General features: G+C 35.0%; 15 protein-coding genes. 14 read left to right on the top strand and 1 reads right to left on the bottom strand.

All coding sequences use genetic code 11. The annotated features are described in order from the left end of the window. Positions 1-68: 68 nt before the first annotated feature. The 14 genes from C245_RS0109475 (at position 69) to C245_RS0109410 (ending at position 16,446) form a co-directional block, all read left to right on the top strand. Positions 69-2,120, top strand: coding sequence for a phospholipase effector Tle1 domain-containing protein (locus tag C245_RS0109475; RefSeq protein WP_017496357.1), 2,052 nt, complete (start codon positions 69-71; stop codon positions 2,118-2,120). Positions 2,121-2,123: 3 nt separating this feature from the next. After that, a complete protein-coding gene (locus tag C245_RS0109470) occupies positions 2,124-2,603 on the top strand; it encodes a hypothetical protein (RefSeq protein WP_017496356.1) in 480 nt (159 codons plus the stop codon). Positions 2,604-2,700: 97 nt separating this feature from the next. Beyond that, entirely contained in the window at positions 2,701-2,871 is a 171-nt protein-coding gene (locus tag C245_RS0109465) for a hypothetical protein (RefSeq protein WP_157495806.1), read from the top strand. Then, the gene (locus C245_RS23665; protein ID WP_017496354.1) at positions 2,871-3,584 is read left to right on the top strand and encodes a DUF4280 domain-containing protein; all 714 of its coding nucleotides are present in this window, start codon (positions 2,871-2,873) and stop codon (positions 3,582-3,584) included. Before C245_RS0109465 ends, C245_RS23665 begins: the two co-directional genes overlap by 1 nt. 40 nt (positions 3,585-3,624) lie before the next feature. Then, a complete protein-coding gene (locus C245_RS22855; protein ID WP_198288044.1) occupies positions 3,625-4,341 on the top strand; it encodes a T6SS effector amidase Tae4 family protein in 717 nt (238 codons plus the stop codon). Next, positions 4,326-4,721, top strand: a complete 396-nt coding sequence (locus C245_RS0109450; protein WP_017496352.1) for a hypothetical protein — start codon at positions 4,326-4,328, stop codon at positions 4,719-4,721. Before C245_RS22855 ends, C245_RS0109450 begins: the two co-directional genes overlap by 16 nt. A gap of 318 nt (positions 4,722-5,039) precedes the next feature. After that, the gene (locus C245_RS0109445; protein ID WP_017496351.1) at positions 5,040-5,636 is read left to right on the top strand and encodes a hypothetical protein; all 597 of its coding nucleotides are present in this window, start codon (positions 5,040-5,042) and stop codon (positions 5,634-5,636) included. Positions 5,637-6,116: 480 nt separating this feature from the next. Then, positions 6,117-6,512 carry a type VI secretion system tube protein TssD gene (tssD, locus tag C245_RS0109440; RefSeq protein WP_017496350.1) on the top strand — a complete coding sequence of 132 codons (396 nt, stop codon included), beginning with the start codon at positions 6,117-6,119 and terminating at the stop codon, positions 6,510-6,512. 380 nt (positions 6,513-6,892) lie between these two features. Next, entirely contained in the window at positions 6,893-7,756 is an 864-nt protein-coding gene (locus C245_RS0109435) for a glucosaminidase domain-containing protein (protein WP_017496349.1), read from the top strand. Further along, positions 7,743-8,399: a hypothetical protein gene (locus C245_RS0109430; RefSeq protein ID WP_017496348.1), complete on the top strand. Its 657-nt coding sequence runs from the start codon at positions 7,743-7,745 to the stop codon at positions 8,397-8,399. Before C245_RS0109435 ends, C245_RS0109430 begins: the two co-directional genes overlap by 14 nt. A gap of 94 nt (positions 8,400-8,493) precedes the next feature. Beyond that, a complete protein-coding gene (locus C245_RS0109425) occupies positions 8,494-10,263 on the top strand; it encodes a type VI secretion system Vgr family protein (protein WP_017496347.1) in 1,770 nt (589 codons plus the stop codon). A gap of 9 nt (positions 10,264-10,272) precedes the next feature. Further along, complete coding sequence (locus C245_RS0109420) at positions 10,273-11,622, top strand: hypothetical protein (RefSeq protein ID WP_017496346.1); 1,350 nt, start codon at positions 10,273-10,275, stop codon at positions 11,620-11,622. Positions 11,623-11,624: 2 nt separating this feature from the next. Continuing rightward, the gene (locus tag C245_RS0109415; RefSeq protein WP_081603527.1) at positions 11,625-15,851 is read left to right on the top strand and encodes a DUF6531 domain-containing protein; all 4,227 of its coding nucleotides are present in this window, start codon (positions 11,625-11,627) and stop codon (positions 15,849-15,851) included. A gap of 16 nt (positions 15,852-15,867) precedes the next feature. After that, positions 15,868-16,446 carry an SMI1/KNR4 family protein gene (locus C245_RS0109410; RefSeq protein WP_017496344.1) on the top strand — a complete coding sequence of 193 codons (579 nt, stop codon included), beginning with the start codon at positions 15,868-15,870 and terminating at the stop codon, positions 16,444-16,446. A gap of 261 nt (positions 16,447-16,707) precedes the next feature. Here the strand turns inward: C245_RS0109410 and C245_RS0109405 are convergent, their stop codons facing one another. Further along, positions 16,708-17,466, bottom strand: a complete 759-nt coding sequence (locus C245_RS0109405; protein ID WP_017496343.1) for a hypothetical protein — start codon at positions 17,464-17,466, stop codon at positions 16,708-16,710. Between the last annotated feature and the right edge of the window lie 2 nt (positions 17,467-17,468).

Raw genomic sequence — 17,468 nt, 5'->3', positions numbered from 1 at the left:
CTTGTACAAAAAAACACCAGTTTTCGAATCGTATTTACTAAAAGAATATACAAAACAGAATCATTGTTATGGGAAAAACATTTGTATACAATACAGGAGCAGCGGCCGATGATATAAAAAAAGAAGACCTACGAGTGACTTTTGGAATTTTTATAGACGGCACACTCAATAATAAGACGAATACCGATATGCGTAACAAGCATAGCCGAGGTAAAGATGCAGAGGGAAATATTGATTATTCAAAAGATAATGCGACGCTGGAAAGTGAAGACGAAAAAAAATATAAAAAAATAAAGAATAAAGGACGGATAGAAGAACTTCTTTCCAAGAAAAATAAAACGCCTGCTGAGGAAGCGGAGTTTAAAGCTATTGATGAAAGAGACAAATATCTCGTTGCCTCCTATAGAGTCCCTTTAAATGAGTTTGGTCTGGATCGTATGGGAACAGATAACAGCTATAGTAACGATTACACCAATGTGGCACGTATGTGGCAATGTTGTGAACAAAAAAAATACGCCATTTATGTACCGGGTATGGGAACAGATCACCTCATGCGCGACAGTACAGACGGTTTTGCCTTTGGTTCGGGACAAACAGGTATACGTGCCAGAGTGCGTAACGCTTGTGAGCAAATTGCCGATAAAGTAGCAGAGAAGATGGCAGAGAGTGATGATGCGACAAAACTTGCTCAAATCACACTTGATGTATTTGGATTCAGCCGAGGTGCTGCTACGTCCAGAAATCTGGTCTACGAGGTAAACCATGATAGTGGTTACGCAAATGCAGTGAAAAAACAAATCCCTTGTGGAGTAGAATATATTGAAAGACCCTATTCGGAATCCGGTAGTGTACGCATACAAAAAATGCGAAATGCCTTTGTAGATGTCGATAATTACGAGATAGACAACAGTTATTTAATAAGAGATCAGCTCCCTAAGATGGGGCATTTAGGATACAGTTTGCTAAAAAAAACCAGCCTTGATTTTGATGATTTGAAAAATGTAGAGATTGTTGTCCGGTTTGTGGGGATATATGATACCGTTTCGTCTTATTTTGAGGAGAATGGTGTTCGGGATCATTATGACGATTATGGAAATGTGAAAGACGAAGGAGGCAAACTCATAAAAGAAGCCTGGTCAACACATTTTAATGATGATATTGCCGAGCTGCATCTGAATAATTTATACTGTCAAAAAGTAGTACACTTTACAGCAAAAGACGAACATCGTCAAAATTTTGCTCTTACCCGAATCAATCAAATTCCCGGCAGATACATCGAAAAAAATTTTCCGGGAGTACATTGCGATATAGGTGGAGCTTACATGACCGAGAAAGAAGTTGTCGATGAAATCGGAACTCAGATGAAAGACAGACATTATGTTTCTGTTTTTCCAAATGGTTTTTTTGATGATAAAATGGGGTTAGAAGCACTAAGAAGAGACCTGATTAGACAGTATTGGTATAAAGAAGATCAAATTGAAACGAAAATTCAATGGAGTTTTCCGCCTTATAGTAAACTTACAGGCACCCGTGGAAAAAAAATAGAAGGCACCGAAGATCAGTATGAAGGAGTCAAAAAAGAGTATAGTTATATTCCGCTGCACTTTATGGAAACGTATGCCAGAAGTACTGAAATGAAGGAGTATTTTGTAGAAGAAACAGCTGTGAAATTTCCATTAGATGATTTTCTAACAGATGTAGAAAGCTATTTAACACCTTACGCCTTGGATGAAACCAACGAGGTGAAAGAATGGGATTTCATCAGTGACGAAGTAATCGAACAAAAAAGACTGGAAAGGATAGAAAAGGAGAGACGAGATGCTGAAATGTTGGATATAGAGCAAAAACTCAAAACTCATAATTATGAATTCGAAGAGCTCAAGATAGCAGTCGACAATTTACGGGTAGAGCAATATAAACCTAAATTAGACTTTGAGAAGCTTAAAATGCCGCAAAAAGAACCTGAAATGAAAGTAATTGATATAGAAGGTGTTACTGTTGTTGGTTACAGTTCGCAAACCATGTTGAGAAAGTTAAGGAATGAATACCTGCATTGGTCCTCAACAAGAGATTGGTTCGGGATGCAGCCCAATGAAGGCAGAAAAAGAAAAATACATTAAAGGATGACCTATTTAGATTACGATGTTGTATTCCCTCAGCTTGATAAAATAAATGAGTTTGTATTTGAAACGGTAACAACAGATTTCTCGAATCCAAAAAAGATAAAAAAAATAAATTACACCCGAAAGATTGCTATCACAAGATACAAAGATAACGGAAATGATAAGTTGTTTCAGTTATTTCTTTCCGAGATCGAAATCACAAGTAATTTATCTACAGAGAATATTATTTTTCTCAAAAGAATAGGAGCTGCTTTTGACGAAGTTGAAGTAGAAGTAAATAACTATGGCAAAATAATCAAAATAGTAAACTTTGAGGAACTGGGAAAGCGATGGGAAATTGTTCGTGCCAAATTGGCCATAGATAATGTTGGTTTTGTTGTAGAATCGTACCTGCAGGATATTAGCAGTTCGGTAGAAGACGAGCAAAAAATGATAACCTTCTTCTCCGATTATAAAATGTTTGGTTTGTATTTTTTTTAGTTTATATCGAAACCCATCTCCTATTGAGCGGCAAAAAAAATTAATAGATTGTGGGAGTATTGTAATGTTCGAACAGATTCATCCAAAAGATGAAAAATTGGACACCTACTTTGTATCAGGAAAACCTTTTGAAGAGAGTACAGAGACAGATAGCATAAAATATGATGGTACTTTAGAGTACAGAGAACATCAGATAGAATTGGCAACATTAGAAATAGAAAAAGAAAGATTGAGCATTTTGTATAACATTAATAAAACATCACTCTAATGGCAAAACCAGATAATACTCAAAAACGAAAAGAACGCGAGGAAAAAGAGGAAGCCGAGGATGGCTTAAAATTTGTTATCGACGGAGCCAAACTAAAATGTGACTTATGTACCGTTCCGGAGGGCGACTTAAAAGTAAATTTTGACACCCCTACTATACAAGACAAAAAAGTAGCAACGATTGTCGAGAAAGACAAAAAAAGTGTAATCTTTAAAGGCAACTGCAAAAAAAGCCCGCAGAGTTCAAGTCCATGCGCTTCAGTAATGCAGCTTGCCGACTGGAAAGATGTGGGAACAGTGTATTTTCAGGAAAAATTTCCATTACTTCTTAAAAGTACAATTAAATGCAATTATGGAGGAGTCGATATTAAAATCACAGACTCTGCGCAACGCAATGCACCAGAAAAGATTGATACTACAGCTGCGCCAGTGCCAGATTTAGAAAAAAGAATTGTAGAACTTTACTGGACGTATAATGACACCAAATTAGCTAAAAAGTCGAGATTTTATGTAGACATGAATTTGGTTGTAAAGACCTTGAATTATAAAGAAGGGGAGAGTGTCATAGTATCTATAAAAAGTGAAGATGGGAAACCGTTAACGGATAATTTAACTGAATTAAATCTTACAGGAACTGTTGGTAAAAGTGATACTGTAATTTTTGAAAAGGTCCTAAAAGACTATACTCTAAATTTATTAGAAACAGATAATTAAGGAGGAACAAAAAACGAAAATAAAGCAAGTAAGAAAAATTATGGATTTTGAAAAGATAATTCCAATAGAATTAATGCAACGTAATATTGTAGCTAGTGTTGGGGGTGTTCAGGCAAGGGTAGTAGCAGCCACAAGACCAAAATGGGATGATATGATAAAGAATTATCCAAACACATCGGTAGATACAGTTAAACTTTATAATGATATAGGTAATGGTTTAATAGATTTATACAAAAAAGCACCCGAAGATTGGGAAAACACTTGTTCTTTTAGGATGAGTAGAGGGTTAAATTTAAGTGGTTTCAAACTTCCAAAAGATAATTCAAAATATAGAGAAAAAGGTTCTAGCGGTGGGGTACATGTAGGAACAAGTACGGGAGTGACAAAAAACTATTATTGGTATAGAGTAAAAGAATTGGGAAAATATTTAGAAGACCATTTAGGGGCTCCTGAGTTTGATGTAACACTTAAGAGAGCTAATTTAGGCGAAATAAAAGTTGGTTTGTCAACGACAGATTGGAGTAAGCTCAGTAAACTGAAAGGAATTGTTATGTTTAAAGTTTCAGGATGGGGAAATGCTTCAGGGCATTTTACTTTGTGGGATGGTAAAAACTTAATATATCCCGGAGATCCACGTCATGATGATCCTTCTAGTGAGCTTTATTATTTTAATATGAAATATGAAGCCTATCATCCTATCAAGAAGAAAAATATTGTTATACAAACAGATGAAATAAAGTTATGGGAATTAAAATAAAAAAGAATAACTATTTATTGTTATTTGTGCTTTTAATTTTTACAAAAGCAATAGGGCAGAATAAAGTAGCAGAAATAAAAAAATATGCTTTTAATAAATGTTTAAGCTACAATTATCAAAAAATTGATTCAACCTTTTATAACACTTATAAAGATGCTTCAGGAGTTCAAATTTCAATAAACGGTAATTTTTTAGAAGATGATGAGCTTAAAAATAAAGTAATAGATTATGCTATTGCAGTAACTGGTTTGTATTATTCTCAGAAAAATAATTTGCACTTTGAGACAGGAGACAGAAATATTGTTCTTTGTAATTGTTTTGCTTTTTATGAATCCAAAGGTTTGGATTTATTTGTTCACAAAATACTAGCAAAAAGATAGTTAATGATACTTTAGATTTTAATGAATTGTTTAAGTATAAAGAAAGCAAAGAATGTTTTCATTGTCTCCGAATAAATATTCTTTAGAAAAATGCTTAGAAATGAACAAGAACAAGCAAAAATTCCAATGGAACTAAAATGAAATTATCGCTATTAGTTATATTGCTAATGCATAAAATTTAGTACTCTCAGTCAAAAGAAGAGACAAAATCTAAAAAGAAATGACAAACAAATTTATAGTTTTTTTTTTTTTTCAATTTCACTACATAGTCAGAGCCTTAAAATTTTAAAAGATTCAGTATTTGTAGATTCTGGCTTTTTGATAATTGAAGAGTTAAAAATCAATCCGAATAATGAAAAGATAAATAATAAAGTATATGCAATTACGCAGAATACTTACGAAATATTTGATAAATCTTTTGTTGGTAGGCCTGAGGATAGAATCAGAATGAATAAAGATACGCTCTCTAAACGTATTTTGAACAATACTTTACGAGAGTCAAATTCGGGATTTGAACATTATGAAATTTACTATGATAAAAATAAGATCGTTAGTTTTTCGATCGGAATTCAATCTTATGGATCACCGTGGGAAGCAATTCAGTATTATTGTTTTGATCTGAATAATGGTAAACGAGTTGGAGTAGATTTATTTGTAGATAAACCTGGACTGTTAAAAAAAATTAGAAAAAAATTAAAAGATCAGGACATTAATTTACCATTAAAACCAAGTGATTTATTAAATTTTAGAATAATCATAGATAAAAGTAAAAGCGTTCCGGACTTTTATTTTTCAATTTTTGATACTAAAAATTATAGGAACAGTGGATATGAAGAGTTTAGTGTTCATTTTGAATGGAGAGAAATTGAAAGCTATATCGTGCCGGTATTCAAAAAGAGATTATTGACTAAATAAAAAAAATAAAAGAAGGAATAGTTTTTTATAGTGGTATTGTTTTTTTGTAACTGTTTTGCTTTTTACGAATCTAAAGAAGGGGATAAATTCATAAAAAAAGTACTGAAAAAATAAGAAAGAGTCCGGTAAGATTTTTTTTATACAACTATTTTGGTTGTAGAAGAAAAAGATGAATTTTCTGTCAGCCCCCGTAAATACTGGATTCTTACATTTTGGATTGGCTTAAAGCAATATTTTTTCTTTATTTCTATGAAAAAGATTACGAATTAACTTGTTTTTCAAAATTGTATTTGTATATTCGTACAAATATTGATTGCGAATCACCCTCATCTTCCTACAAGAAGCAATTATAATAAGTACGTTAGTACAAAAAGAGGTATTCTAAAATCATGTAGAATACCTCTTTTTTTTGTTCATACTAGTCATACAAAAGGAAAGAGGATTCTAAAAAACAATTTTTAACAACTTAAATTTTTTATTATGGCATTTAAAGCAGTTTTAGAATTCGAAGGAAACGAGTACCAAGTATTATTTTCAAAAGTTGATATGTTAAGACATACTGACGGTAAAGGAGCTGTTTCTTCTGAAATTAAAGGAGGAAGATTAAACTTAAGAGTTAAATCTACAGACAACACTACAGTTATCGAACAAGCGGTAAACAGTCAACACAAACCAGTAAGCGGAAAAGTAAAATTTTTCAAAGCTGACTCTGAGCAAGTAATGAAAGAACTTTCTTTTGAAAATGCTTTTATTGTATTCTTTAGCGAGCAGTTAGACGCTTTGGCTGAAACTCCAATGACTACTGAGATTACATTCTCTGCAGAGAAAATTACATTAGGTAATGCTACATTAGATAACAACTGGGCTAAAATCTAATTTTAGCTAGTTGGTGAAACAAGAAGCGATACGATATCGCTTCTTGTTTTCTTAAAAATAAAAAGATACTGATTTTTAACCCTTAAATTTAGCGGTTCAGTTGAAGGAATATCTTAGAAAAAGATTTTCGCTCGTACTGTTTTTAGTTCCATTATCTGAAAGTTGAAATAATTTTTTCTTTTTATGCAGTAGATAAGTGTATTTCTAAAATATACTTTTTCTAAGGGATTTTATATTAAAGCAATTTTAATAGGGATGCCTTCTTAATAAAATAACCCCCAAACCCCAATGATACCACAAAAAGTAACCTACGAAATAAATCCCCAAAAGAGATATTGTTTTATGACTATTGAGGTATCTCAATCTAAATAAACAATCTCATGGCTAAATCTTCATCTTCAGGAAAACATAAGAACGCCAGTTCATTAGGTGTCAAAGGACCTCAGTATAATAGACAAACAGGTCAGTGGGAAAATACGGATAAAGTGGGTGCAATGATGCAAAGAAGAAGCCCGCAAGGTAATCGTGTAGCCGAAGATGTTAAAGCTAAAGCTATAAGTGCACCACCTAAAAAAGAAAAACCGGTTCACCATCAGTTTTTAACCACAATTGCAGTCGAAATATATGATTTTGCAAAAGCAAAAGGTGCATCCTCCCAAGGAGCATTATTGGTATTGGCACAGGCAAGTTTAGAAAGTGGATATGGAGCATCTGCAATAAAACATGGGGACTATAACTTATTTGGAGTTATGGGAAAACCCTTTAAAAGAAGTACCAGTCATGGTACCGTTAAAGATTACTCCAATTTGGGTGGTTATCAGGCCGCTTTAACGGATTATTTTAACAAAATTGACAAAAACTGGAGCCATTTTTCCAGTATAATAAAAAATGACACCATAACCGCAGATGACATTGATAAGGCTTTTAATACCGGAACATATTATCCTACAGCCAAAGAAAGACATGGAGGAAAGTACGCCTATAATGCTGATATGGACAGCAGTGGTGCTAATCATTATGGAGAGCATCTGCTCAAACAAATAGGCGGAGTAAAGAAGCGTTTCAAAAATAGTTTAGACTTTCAAATAGAGGCTAATAAAGAAAGGTTAAAGGAAATAAATACAATCCTGACAGGCAATTCACTTTTGTTTACTGATCCCGTAAAAAGTACACTGGAAGAAGAAAAAAGACAGTTGGTGATTCAGAACGAAAAATTTAACACCGTTTCAAATGAAATTAACTAGCGAACTTAAATTACTTATAATCTTAACTTTTTTTGTTTTTCTTGGATGTAATTCGAAGAATAAAGAAAATGTTATTTCGATAAATGAAATTAAGAAGGAACAGGTAAAATTTGAAATTGACAGTTTAGAAGTTAAAGACCGAAAGGGACTTTTATATACCATTAAATATTATAAAGATAGTATTTATGTGAACCAGGGGAGACATAACATTATTAGAATCGCATATCCAAATCGATTCGATAATGTATTTCCCATAAATGGTCTTATTGCCAATGATAAATCGACAAACGTTTACATCACAAACAATCATATTCTTTTATTGCCCCTGAATGAGGTAAATAATAGAATAAATCTGATTGCAATTGATTTAGTTAATAAAAAAGAAATTAATTATCAGTTCAAACAAAGATCTGATATCATTACTACCGGGATTAATTCTTTTTATTTTAATGAAAAAAACAACATAATTATAAGCGCGAACAGCTTAAATTATGAAGGAAAAACAACCGTTCATTATTACAAAATTGGTAAAAATTTAATTACGCATCAAGGCACTAAAGAGTTGAATTTAACCCCCGAAATGTTAGAGAACAACGAGACATTGTTGAAGTTTTTAAATACCGATAATAATAACATTCCTTAAATATAATAATCGATACAAGATTTATAAAAATTAAATAACACCACACTGATCCGATAGACATAAATAGTTAGTACTAACTAAAAAGATTAAAATAATGATACCACAAACCATAATTTTTGGAATAGATTCCAAGAGAATAAGTCATTTTACCAGTATAGAATTGGTACAAGTGATAAACGATCACCATCGATTTGAAATTCGTGTTCCCCATGCCGTTGTCGAAAGTCCTTTGGCTTACACTCTTGAAAATGCTCAGGCCTGGCTGGGTAAAGTGGTACACATCATGCTTGAAGACAAAAACAACTTTTTAGGAGTAGTGACCAATATCGATTTTGATCAGGAAATGGGACATTCGGGTAACCATATTGTCGTATCGGGTTATTCAAAGACCATCTTGCTGGAGTCCGGTGAAAAGCTGCATTCCTGGGAAGAAATGAATTTAAAAGATATCGTTAAAGAAGCCATAAAAAATGGAGCAGCGGAGCAGTTACAAAATGAGGTAAACCCTGAATATTCCAGCAAAATGGACTATCAGAATCAATACCTTGAAACCGATTTTCAGTTCATTCAGCGATTGGCAAAACAATACAATGAATGGTTGTATTATGATGGAGAGAAGTTAATCTTCGGTAAACCTAAAAGTTTCGACAAGCCGATTTCTCTGACCTACAATAGTGATATCTCAAAACTAAAAATATCCGTACAGGCGGTACCAAATAAATTTAGTGCTTTTACTTATAACGAAAGCGCTGACAAACGTTATACCGCAAAATCGAAAGACACGGTAGGCGGTTTGCCAAAATTAGGCAATGAAGCTTTTGCTACTTCAAAAGAGGTATTTGCAACACCGGCATTTACACACGGGATAGTGAGTACAGGCGACGATTTGGTTTTAGAATCTTTCTTAAAAAAGAAACAGGAAAGCGCTGCTGCCGATACCAATTACGTTTCGGCAACTACTAAAAATACCAAATTAAAAATAGGAAGCATAGTCAACATAAAATCTAGTGTTTTAGAAAACGAAAGTATGATAACACAAGAAGTAGGCTCCTATATTATTACCGAAATTAGCCACTATGCGACCCATTTAGGAGAATACGAAAATAACTTCAGAGCGATACCTTCAAAAGTATTGAGTCTTCCGGAACCTGATGTAGCTTATCCAATAGCACAAACACAGCAAGCTCTGGTAGAAAGCAATACAGATCCTAAAAACAAAGGAAGAATTAGAGTGCAAATGCTTTGGCAGCAAGGTACTTCTATGAAAACGGCCTGGCTTCGTGTTCTAACTCCGGATGCAGGAAGCAGCGGAAAAGTAGCAAGTAACAGAGGAATGGTATTTATTCCGGATGTAGGGGATCATGTTATGGTTCATTTCCGTTATGGAGATCCAAACAGACCTTTCATTTTGGGAAGTGTATTTCATGGAAAAAGTGGTGGAGGCGGTGGCCAGGATAACAACAAAAGGAGTTTTGCGACCAGAGGTGGTACTTCTTTAGTTTTAGATGAAGGAGATAATAGTTTTACCGCAACAGACCCAAGTGGTAATATGGTAAAACTTAACGGTGACGGGACCATGACCATTTATGCTCCAAACAAAATAGACGTTTTGTCTAAAGAAATTAACATTCTTGCTGATGAAAAGGTAAATATAAATGGTATAAATGAGGTCAATGTCGACAGTAAAAAAATAGTTGCTGTTGGTACGGATGAGGTGAGTGTGAAAAGTGACACTCAAATCGGTAATGAAGCGCCAAGTATCAATATAAAAGGTAAAAATACCATTTTGGCAGAAGGAAAGGTTGTTGACATAGACGGTAAAACAATGACCAATGTTAAAGGTGGAGTGGTGAACTTAAATTAGAATTTAAAAATGCATAATACGCACAATCCTATCGCTGTAAGAGTCGAGAACATTCAGAAAATCTGGAACAAAACCCGAAAAGAAAAGCCAAAAGCTAAAGTATTCAGTATGGTTTGTTTTAAGGATGATTTTCCTTTATTGGATGCTTTCATTCACTTAGAATCTTCCGCTTATGGTAAATCCGAAGATTCGTTTGTTGCTTTTGTTGTTGATTTTGATGATAAAAAAGATTTTTACAGCACGATCATAGAGCAATGGATTGTAACTTTTGAAGAAGATCTGAAAAAAAATCCCAATTGGAATTGGAAAGATTTTGCCACTTTTAAAGAAGTACTTCCGGAAATTAATCACCTTAGTATTGAAAGTCTGAAGGAATTCTACATCAAAATGCTCATTAGTTTTAAAGAATTTGAAGCAAAAACAGGAAATCTTTTGATCGTAAGTTTATTAATCAAAAAAGTTAGCAATGCCGATTTGTTGACCGAAAGTCTCAATGAACTGGCCGTTTTATTGCCGGAAAATATAGGTTTTCTGTTTTTGGATTATCAGGAAAGACAGCAGTATCGCGATGTAGTTTTTGCAGCAAAGGAAAACGGAACCATCATAGAAATTCCAAATCAGGAAATAAACAAAGCTTACAAAGAAATAGCTACACAAGGAAATCCAAATGATCCACAGGTACGCTACCGAAAATGTTTGTTTGAAATTGGTGAGGCAGCAAAAAATAAAAAGCAGGAGAAAGTAAAAAAACTGGGGAATGAACTTATCGACATTAGTAAAAGCACCGGAGAAACCAGCTTTTGGGCTTCGTCTTATTTGATCTATGCCAGCTTTTTATTCCAATTTAAAGACGAGAAGGAGCTTATTCATGAGCTATTGGATAAAGGAATAAAAATTACGACTCCGTTTTATAAAGAGAAAGATGATGTCGCGGGAATTTTAATGCAGCTATTAGTTTACAAAGGTTCGCATCATAGTATTATTGGAAATACAGATACTGCGATTGATTATTTTTTAAAACAAGTAGCAATTGCTAAGGAAATAAATCAGGAAATGCAGGTGATCAACGGGTACAATTATGCATTACTGCTGGCTGCCAAGAAAAAAGGCAGTCGATATACCGAAATTTTAAATGATGCTTTTGAGTATGGATACGCACTAACCGACGAAACCCTTAAAATTGTCAACTTTACTTTTATTGCTGACAGTTATTTAGAGAGTGATCCTAAAATTGGATATTCAGAAAAAGAAGCTGTTTTTAAACGAATGGTACTCATTTTTGGAGAAAACTGGAACGACAATCCAAAGCAAATAGCCAAACAGATACAAGAGGAATATCAATTAAGCAACACCTATTAATTATGTTACTAACCGATAATCATTTGACCATTGTGGTGGGGATAGACATCCATTTTACTACCCTGCCTCCATTTAACCCGTTTCATCCTTATATAGGTATTGTGATGGATCCTTTTGATTACGTTCCGTTTTTAGGTGCCACTGTGCATGTAAATGGTTTTAAACGTGGAAACTCAGATACCAGCGGGATCATAATTCCGTTGGTACATATTCCCCTTTTTACACCACCCTGGCTTATGACACCCATCATAGGCCATGAAAGTATGAATTTTTTCGCCTCACAAACCGTTTTTTCAGACGGTACGAGGATGAGTCCCAAAGGACATATGCTAATGACCTGTAATGATATCGGCATCCCCCTATCGATGTCTTTAGGGAAAACCAAAATAGGCAAGAAGATGCTACCGTTTGCCCCAACCCTTTTTGCCCCAACCTCGTTTTCATTGCCTATCCCAACGGGGAAACCCGTAATGGTTGGTGGACCCTATCCTCCCGATTGGGGAGGAGTCCTTACAGGCTTATTAGCTAGTATTGGTTTTAGTACCTTGATGAAAGTCGGAAAAAAAGCATTCAATAAACTTCTTAAAGGAGCGATAGGCCCTAATAAACTTAGTCGATTATTGTGTAAAGCAGGATTCGAACCCGTTAACCTTATTAATGGCGCCGTGATTTATGAAGGAAGCGATTTCGAACTCGCCAGTCCGATTCCTTTAAACTGGGAACGCAGTTGGTATTCAGACTCCCAATATGTAGGATGGCTGGGTCATGGTGTGCATTGCGTATACGACAGAGCGGTAGAGTTGTACCCAGAAGACGATGCCCTTGGACTTCGTATGGATGACGGACGAGTTGTGGCTTTTCCAATGCTGTTGCCCGAAGAAGAATTTTATTTACGTCAGGAAAAAATAACCCTGAAAAGAACACTAGAAGGTTATACTGCCTATGAACATAAAAGTAAACTCTTGTATGAGTTTACCCTTTTTAATGGTAAAAAATATCAGCTTACAAAAATAAACAATCCAAACGGACTTTTCATCATTTTTGAATTTACAGCAAACCGTTTGAAAAAAATAATCGATGCAGCTGGCAGAGAGATCAAAGTAAGTACTAAGGACGGATTTATTCAGAAGTTAGAACTTGTTGGACCGGAAGAAGACGAGCTTTTGGTAGCCTACGAGTACGATCAGGACGGTAACATTAGTGCTATTATCGATGCGCTTCGAAAAGCTACTGTGATCACTTACGAGAACCATTTGATGGTAGAGAAAACAGATCGAAACGGACAAACTTTTTATTGGGAATACGATAATGAAAATCGTTGTACACATACCTGGGGTGATGGCGGATGGCAGGAAGGATGGCTGGAATACCACCCGGAGGAAGGTTACAACTTAGTAACGGATGCTAATCTGGCCGTAACTACTTATTATTATGAACCAAGTCAATTGGTTACACAGGTAAAAGATCCAATGGGGAACAGTACCTTTTACGACTACACCGAGTTTATGGAACTCTATCGGGAGATTGACCCCGAAGGACGTATACTAGGATTTAATTACGATGACAGAGGGAATACAACCGGTACCGTTTATCCGGATGGAACAGAAGAAATCATGATTTATGATGAGGAGGATCGTCCATCAATTGCTATAGATCCGGAAGGGAACAAAACGGTTTATCTGTACAAAGAAGACAGACCGGATCAGCTCAAAACGATTATCGCTCCGGATAAAACCACTACCCATTTTAGTTATCACGATAATGGATTATTGGCGACAGTAGCCAAAAACAACAATAAACTTGAATTGATTTATGACGATCAATTCAACCTGATAGAATTGCGTGAGAATAGTGAAAAGTTAAAATCATGGGAGTACGACCATCGTGGGCGCGTACAGACGATTTACACCCCAATGCAAATGGCTGATTATTTTAGCTACGATGCATTGGATCGCGTAAGACAAATTGTTGAAAAAGACAGCAATGTCATACAATTCACGTACAACAATTATGATGATGTAATAGCTTTAAAAGACAATAAGAATAATATTAAGTTTAGTTACACCCCAATGGGAAGCCTTGCTACGCGTGAGCAAAATGGTGTAAAAGTGCGTTTTGATTACGACAAAATGGAGCAGCTACAAGGCATCAAAAACGAAGATAATGAAGTCTACTATTTTTCCCGAAACAAAGCTGGACAAATTGTAAAAGAAACCGCTTTTGACGGTATGGTGAAAAAGTACCAGCGTAATCTCTCTGGAGAAGTCACCAGAATCGACCATGGTAATGGCAGATTTACCGAATATGAACAAGACGTCTTAGGACGCATAACCAGAGTCAATTATCAAGATGGAAGTTGGGAAGCTTATAGCTACAACAAAAACGGACTTTTAACAGAGGCCGTAAATCAAAACATAAGCATATTTTTTGAGCGTGATGAAATGGGGCGTATCGTAAAAGAAACCCAGAAACAACAGCTAGACAAAAATGATAACGCCATTATCCTTACCTCGACTTATAACAAATTGGGGCAGCGTATAGATATAAATAGCTCATTAGGAGCAGAGATCAATACTCATTACGATTCAAAAGGACAGTTGGAGCGCATAGAAGCCCAAAGCAACGAGCTTAAAGAACAACATCAGAAGTGGGAAACTACTCTGAAACGAGATGAACTGGGAAGAGAAATAGAGCGATTTACCACAGGCGGACTCCACATCAAAACTAGTTACAACAACAACGGAAAACAAAAGGAGCAGGAAGTATTTGCCAATGGCAAACGCACCGGATCACGATATTACAACTGGGATACCAATCAGCAATTGCGCAGTGCGGTAAACCAAATGACCTCCAATATCACCTACTTTGATTATGATGATTTTGGTAATTTGGCGAAGGCCGATTATAATGGTAAAGAGCAGCTTTACAAAACTCCTGATGCAGTAGGAAACCTTTATAAAACTCCAGATCGCAGTGATCGTAAGTACGGTAAAGGCGGTAAGCTGTTACAGGATGAAAAGTACCATTACAAATACGACGAACTGGGCAACTTGGTACATAAAAGTTCCAGAAATATCAATGAAGAGCTAAGATTCGAAGAACCAACCAACTGGATCGATAAACTGGCGGGCAACAAAACCGAAGAAACCAGATTACAGCAAGAACACCAGCGATGGCAGGATGGAGATACCACCTACAACTGGCAGGCAAATGGAAGATTAGAAAGTGTAACTAATCCTGATGGAAAGAAAGTACATTTTGAGTACGATGCATTAGGAAGGCGTACGGCAAAAATTGCAAACCAAAAAATAAATCGTTATGTTTGGGATGGAAACGTTCTTATTCACGAATGGAAGTACGACCTAAGCGAAAGACCTAAACTCATTGTTGAAAACGATGAGTTAGTGTATGATAAACCAGAACCGATTGAGAATTTAATCACATGGGTGTATCAGGAAGGTTCATTTGTACCAATTGCCAAGATTGTAGGAGAAAAGAAGTATTCTATCATCAATGATTATATTGGAAGACCTGTGCAGGTTTATAATGAGAAAGGAGATGTAGTTTGGGAGACTGATTACGATATTTATGGGGATTTGCGCAATCTGAAAGGAGATCGAAGCTTTATTCCTTTTAGACAGTTGGGGCAGTATGAGGATGGAGAAACTGGGCTTTATTATAACAGGTTTAGGTATTATTCTCCAGATACTGGTGGATATATTTCACAGGATCCCATAAGGTTATCTGGAGGTTCGAAGCTTTATAGTTACGTAAATAACACAAATAGTTATACCGATCTATTTGGATTAATGCCTTGGGAGCCAGGTACACCTAAGCCTAAAGGCTGGAGATTGCCAAAGAATGGTACTTGGTCTGGTGAGGCAGGTCATTCAGATTTTATACCTAATAATCCAAGTGATTTAGGAATTGGTGCAGATGATAAGGTTCCATTCTCTAAGGGAACACCAGATTTTGGTAGTTATTCGGAAAGAAGTTTTGATGTCCCAAATATGACAGGAGTTCATGAAACTGATATGCCATTAATTCATAAAAAAATGGCTGAGTTATATCCTGAAGAGTTTAAAAATCAAACGGCCGCTAAGAATTGGTTATCTGACGAAGGATTAATACCTCACCATTTTCAAGGAGATAGTGTTCAATTGGTTCCTTCAAGTTTGCACGGTGGTGTAAGACATACGGGGAGTGCGGCGGTACTAAGGTGTAATTAATAAATTAAAAAATAATATGGAAGAAATTTTTGAAGCATTAGGAGGCTTAAGAAATATAAAGAATATTTCTAATGCTGTATTAGACAATGAAGATATAGCAAGTATAGAAAAATCGATAGACTCACACTTACCGGATGATTATAAATCTTATCTTAAAGATTATGGATTAAAAGGGTTTAATGAATCTGTGTTTTTCAAACCATTGAACACTGAAGCAATTTATATCCATGATGAAATATTGGGGATTCCAAATTTTGTGTTTAAAGGTTCTTATGTGGACTCTTTTTTCGGAAAAGTTGAAAATTCACCAAAAGATATCTTTAAAAATCTAAATATGTATCAGGATAGAATTCCTAAAAAATGTTTACCAATAGGGGGTGATGGATTAGGGAATTTGATATTAATAAGATTAACAGAGAATAATTATTCTAATATTTTATTTTGGGATCATGAAAATGAATGGGACGAAGAAGATTACGAAGAAGAATCGGAAGGAAGGAGCTTTGAAGAGAATATAAAATATCAAAATACCTATCTCATAGGAGATAACTTTACTAATTTTTTAGAAAGATTAGAGGTAAAACCTGAAATGTAAGATTTAAAAGGGTTTAAGAAAATACCTGGACTATATAGAAAAGTTTAAAAAAAATGGACAGTTTACAATAATATTTTCTGTAAGTTGGATATTGAAAATATTTATTATTTACAGGAATTATCTTAATCTTGAATTGCTAGATCATAAAAAAAAACTAAACCCCGCTCATTTTTCAGCGGGGTTTGTTGTTTAAAGCGCACAGAGACCACTATATCTTAAGTGAGCCTTTTATTAATTATACCCAACGGATTATGGTTTTAGTTAAAATACCACATAGTTTACTTTGTCAATACCAGTATTTCCTGTTTTTGAATCATAAGCATACACGGTTATTTGGTAGTTTCCCGGTTGTGAAATCAACAAATCGCCTTCCAGTAAATTGGTTGAAACTAACTTTAGATTAACTTCATGAAGCAGTTTTCCATCTTTATGAATTATTGCTTTTGTTTCTATTTTATCTGAATCCCAAATACCGCCTTTTTCAATGATACAGCCGCACATCATGACAATATTTGCCTGTATTTGAAAAGGTTTGTCGCTTATTGATTTTAAAGCAATGTACTGATGGGTTCTGGGTTTTAAAATATCAATAATAAATCCGGGAATTTCTAAAATGATTCCGTCACCCAGTATGTCTTTGCCCGGAATTAACCAAATTTCAGTACTTACTAAAGTCTGTGCCTGTTTGTTGTTATAAGGAGAATGTACTTCAATGCTCACAAAGGTTGGTTCCTCAATATCTATAGAAGCCGTAAATTTTGCTGTTGCATCGTCTGTAATGACCGTATTTCTTTCTTTAGGAAACTTCATGATCAAATCTGTGTTTCCCGTACTTCCGCTTGTTTTTCCTTCCGCCAGTATACTGTTATTGGTTTTATTTCTTACGATTACATAAGCACCGCCCAAAGAACTGCCAATAAATTTGGCATCCTTTGCTTTAGCTCTGACAATAATTTTAGTTTCTTTGGCATATCCTGAAAAGCAGAATATCGATAATAGAATGATGATTAGATGTTTCATTT

Source organism: Flavobacterium sp. WG21 (genome assembly GCF_000335775.1).
GTDB classification, from domain to species: Bacteria; Bacteroidota; Bacteroidia; order Flavobacteriales; family Flavobacteriaceae; genus Flavobacterium; species Flavobacterium tructae.
Note: the sequence above shows the minus strand (reverse complement) of the source record. Positions and strands in the feature narration are given on the sequence as shown.

Bases quoted from the DNA above. Each gene is read 5' to 3' on its own strand.
- C245_RS0109475 (WP_017496357.1), top strand. From the start codon at position 69: ATGGGAAAAACATTTGTATACAATACAGGAGCAGCGGCCGATGATATA.
- C245_RS0109470 (WP_017496356.1), top strand. From the start codon at position 2,124: ATGACCTATTTAGATTACGATGTTGTATTCCCTCAGCTTGATAAAATA.
- C245_RS23665 (WP_017496354.1), top strand. From the start codon at position 2,871: ATGGCAAAACCAGATAATACTCAAAAACGAAAAGAACGCGAGGAAAAA.
- C245_RS22855 (WP_198288044.1), top strand. From the start codon at position 3,625: ATGGATTTTGAAAAGATAATTCCAATAGAATTAATGCAACGTAATATT.
- C245_RS0109450 (WP_017496352.1), top strand. From the start codon at position 4,326: ATGGGAATTAAAATAAAAAAGAATAACTATTTATTGTTATTTGTGCTT.
- tssD (WP_017496350.1), top strand. From the start codon at position 6,117: ATGGCATTTAAAGCAGTTTTAGAATTCGAAGGAAACGAGTACCAAGTA.
- C245_RS0109435 (WP_017496349.1), top strand. From the start codon at position 6,893: ATGGCTAAATCTTCATCTTCAGGAAAACATAAGAACGCCAGTTCATTA.
- C245_RS0109430 (WP_017496348.1), top strand. From the start codon at position 7,743: ATGAAATTAACTAGCGAACTTAAATTACTTATAATCTTAACTTTTTTT.
- C245_RS0109425 (WP_017496347.1), top strand. From the start codon at position 8,494: ATGATACCACAAACCATAATTTTTGGAATAGATTCCAAGAGAATAAGT.
- C245_RS0109420 (WP_017496346.1), top strand. From the start codon at position 10,273: ATGCATAATACGCACAATCCTATCGCTGTAAGAGTCGAGAACATTCAG.
- C245_RS0109415 (WP_081603527.1), top strand. From the start codon at position 11,625: ATGTTACTAACCGATAATCATTTGACCATTGTGGTGGGGATAGACATC.
- C245_RS0109410 (WP_017496344.1), top strand. From the start codon at position 15,868: ATGGAAGAAATTTTTGAAGCATTAGGAGGCTTAAGAAATATAAAGAAT.
- C245_RS0109405 (WP_017496343.1), bottom strand. From the start codon at position 17,466: ATGAAACATCTAATCATCATTCTATTATCGATATTCTGCTTTTCAGGA.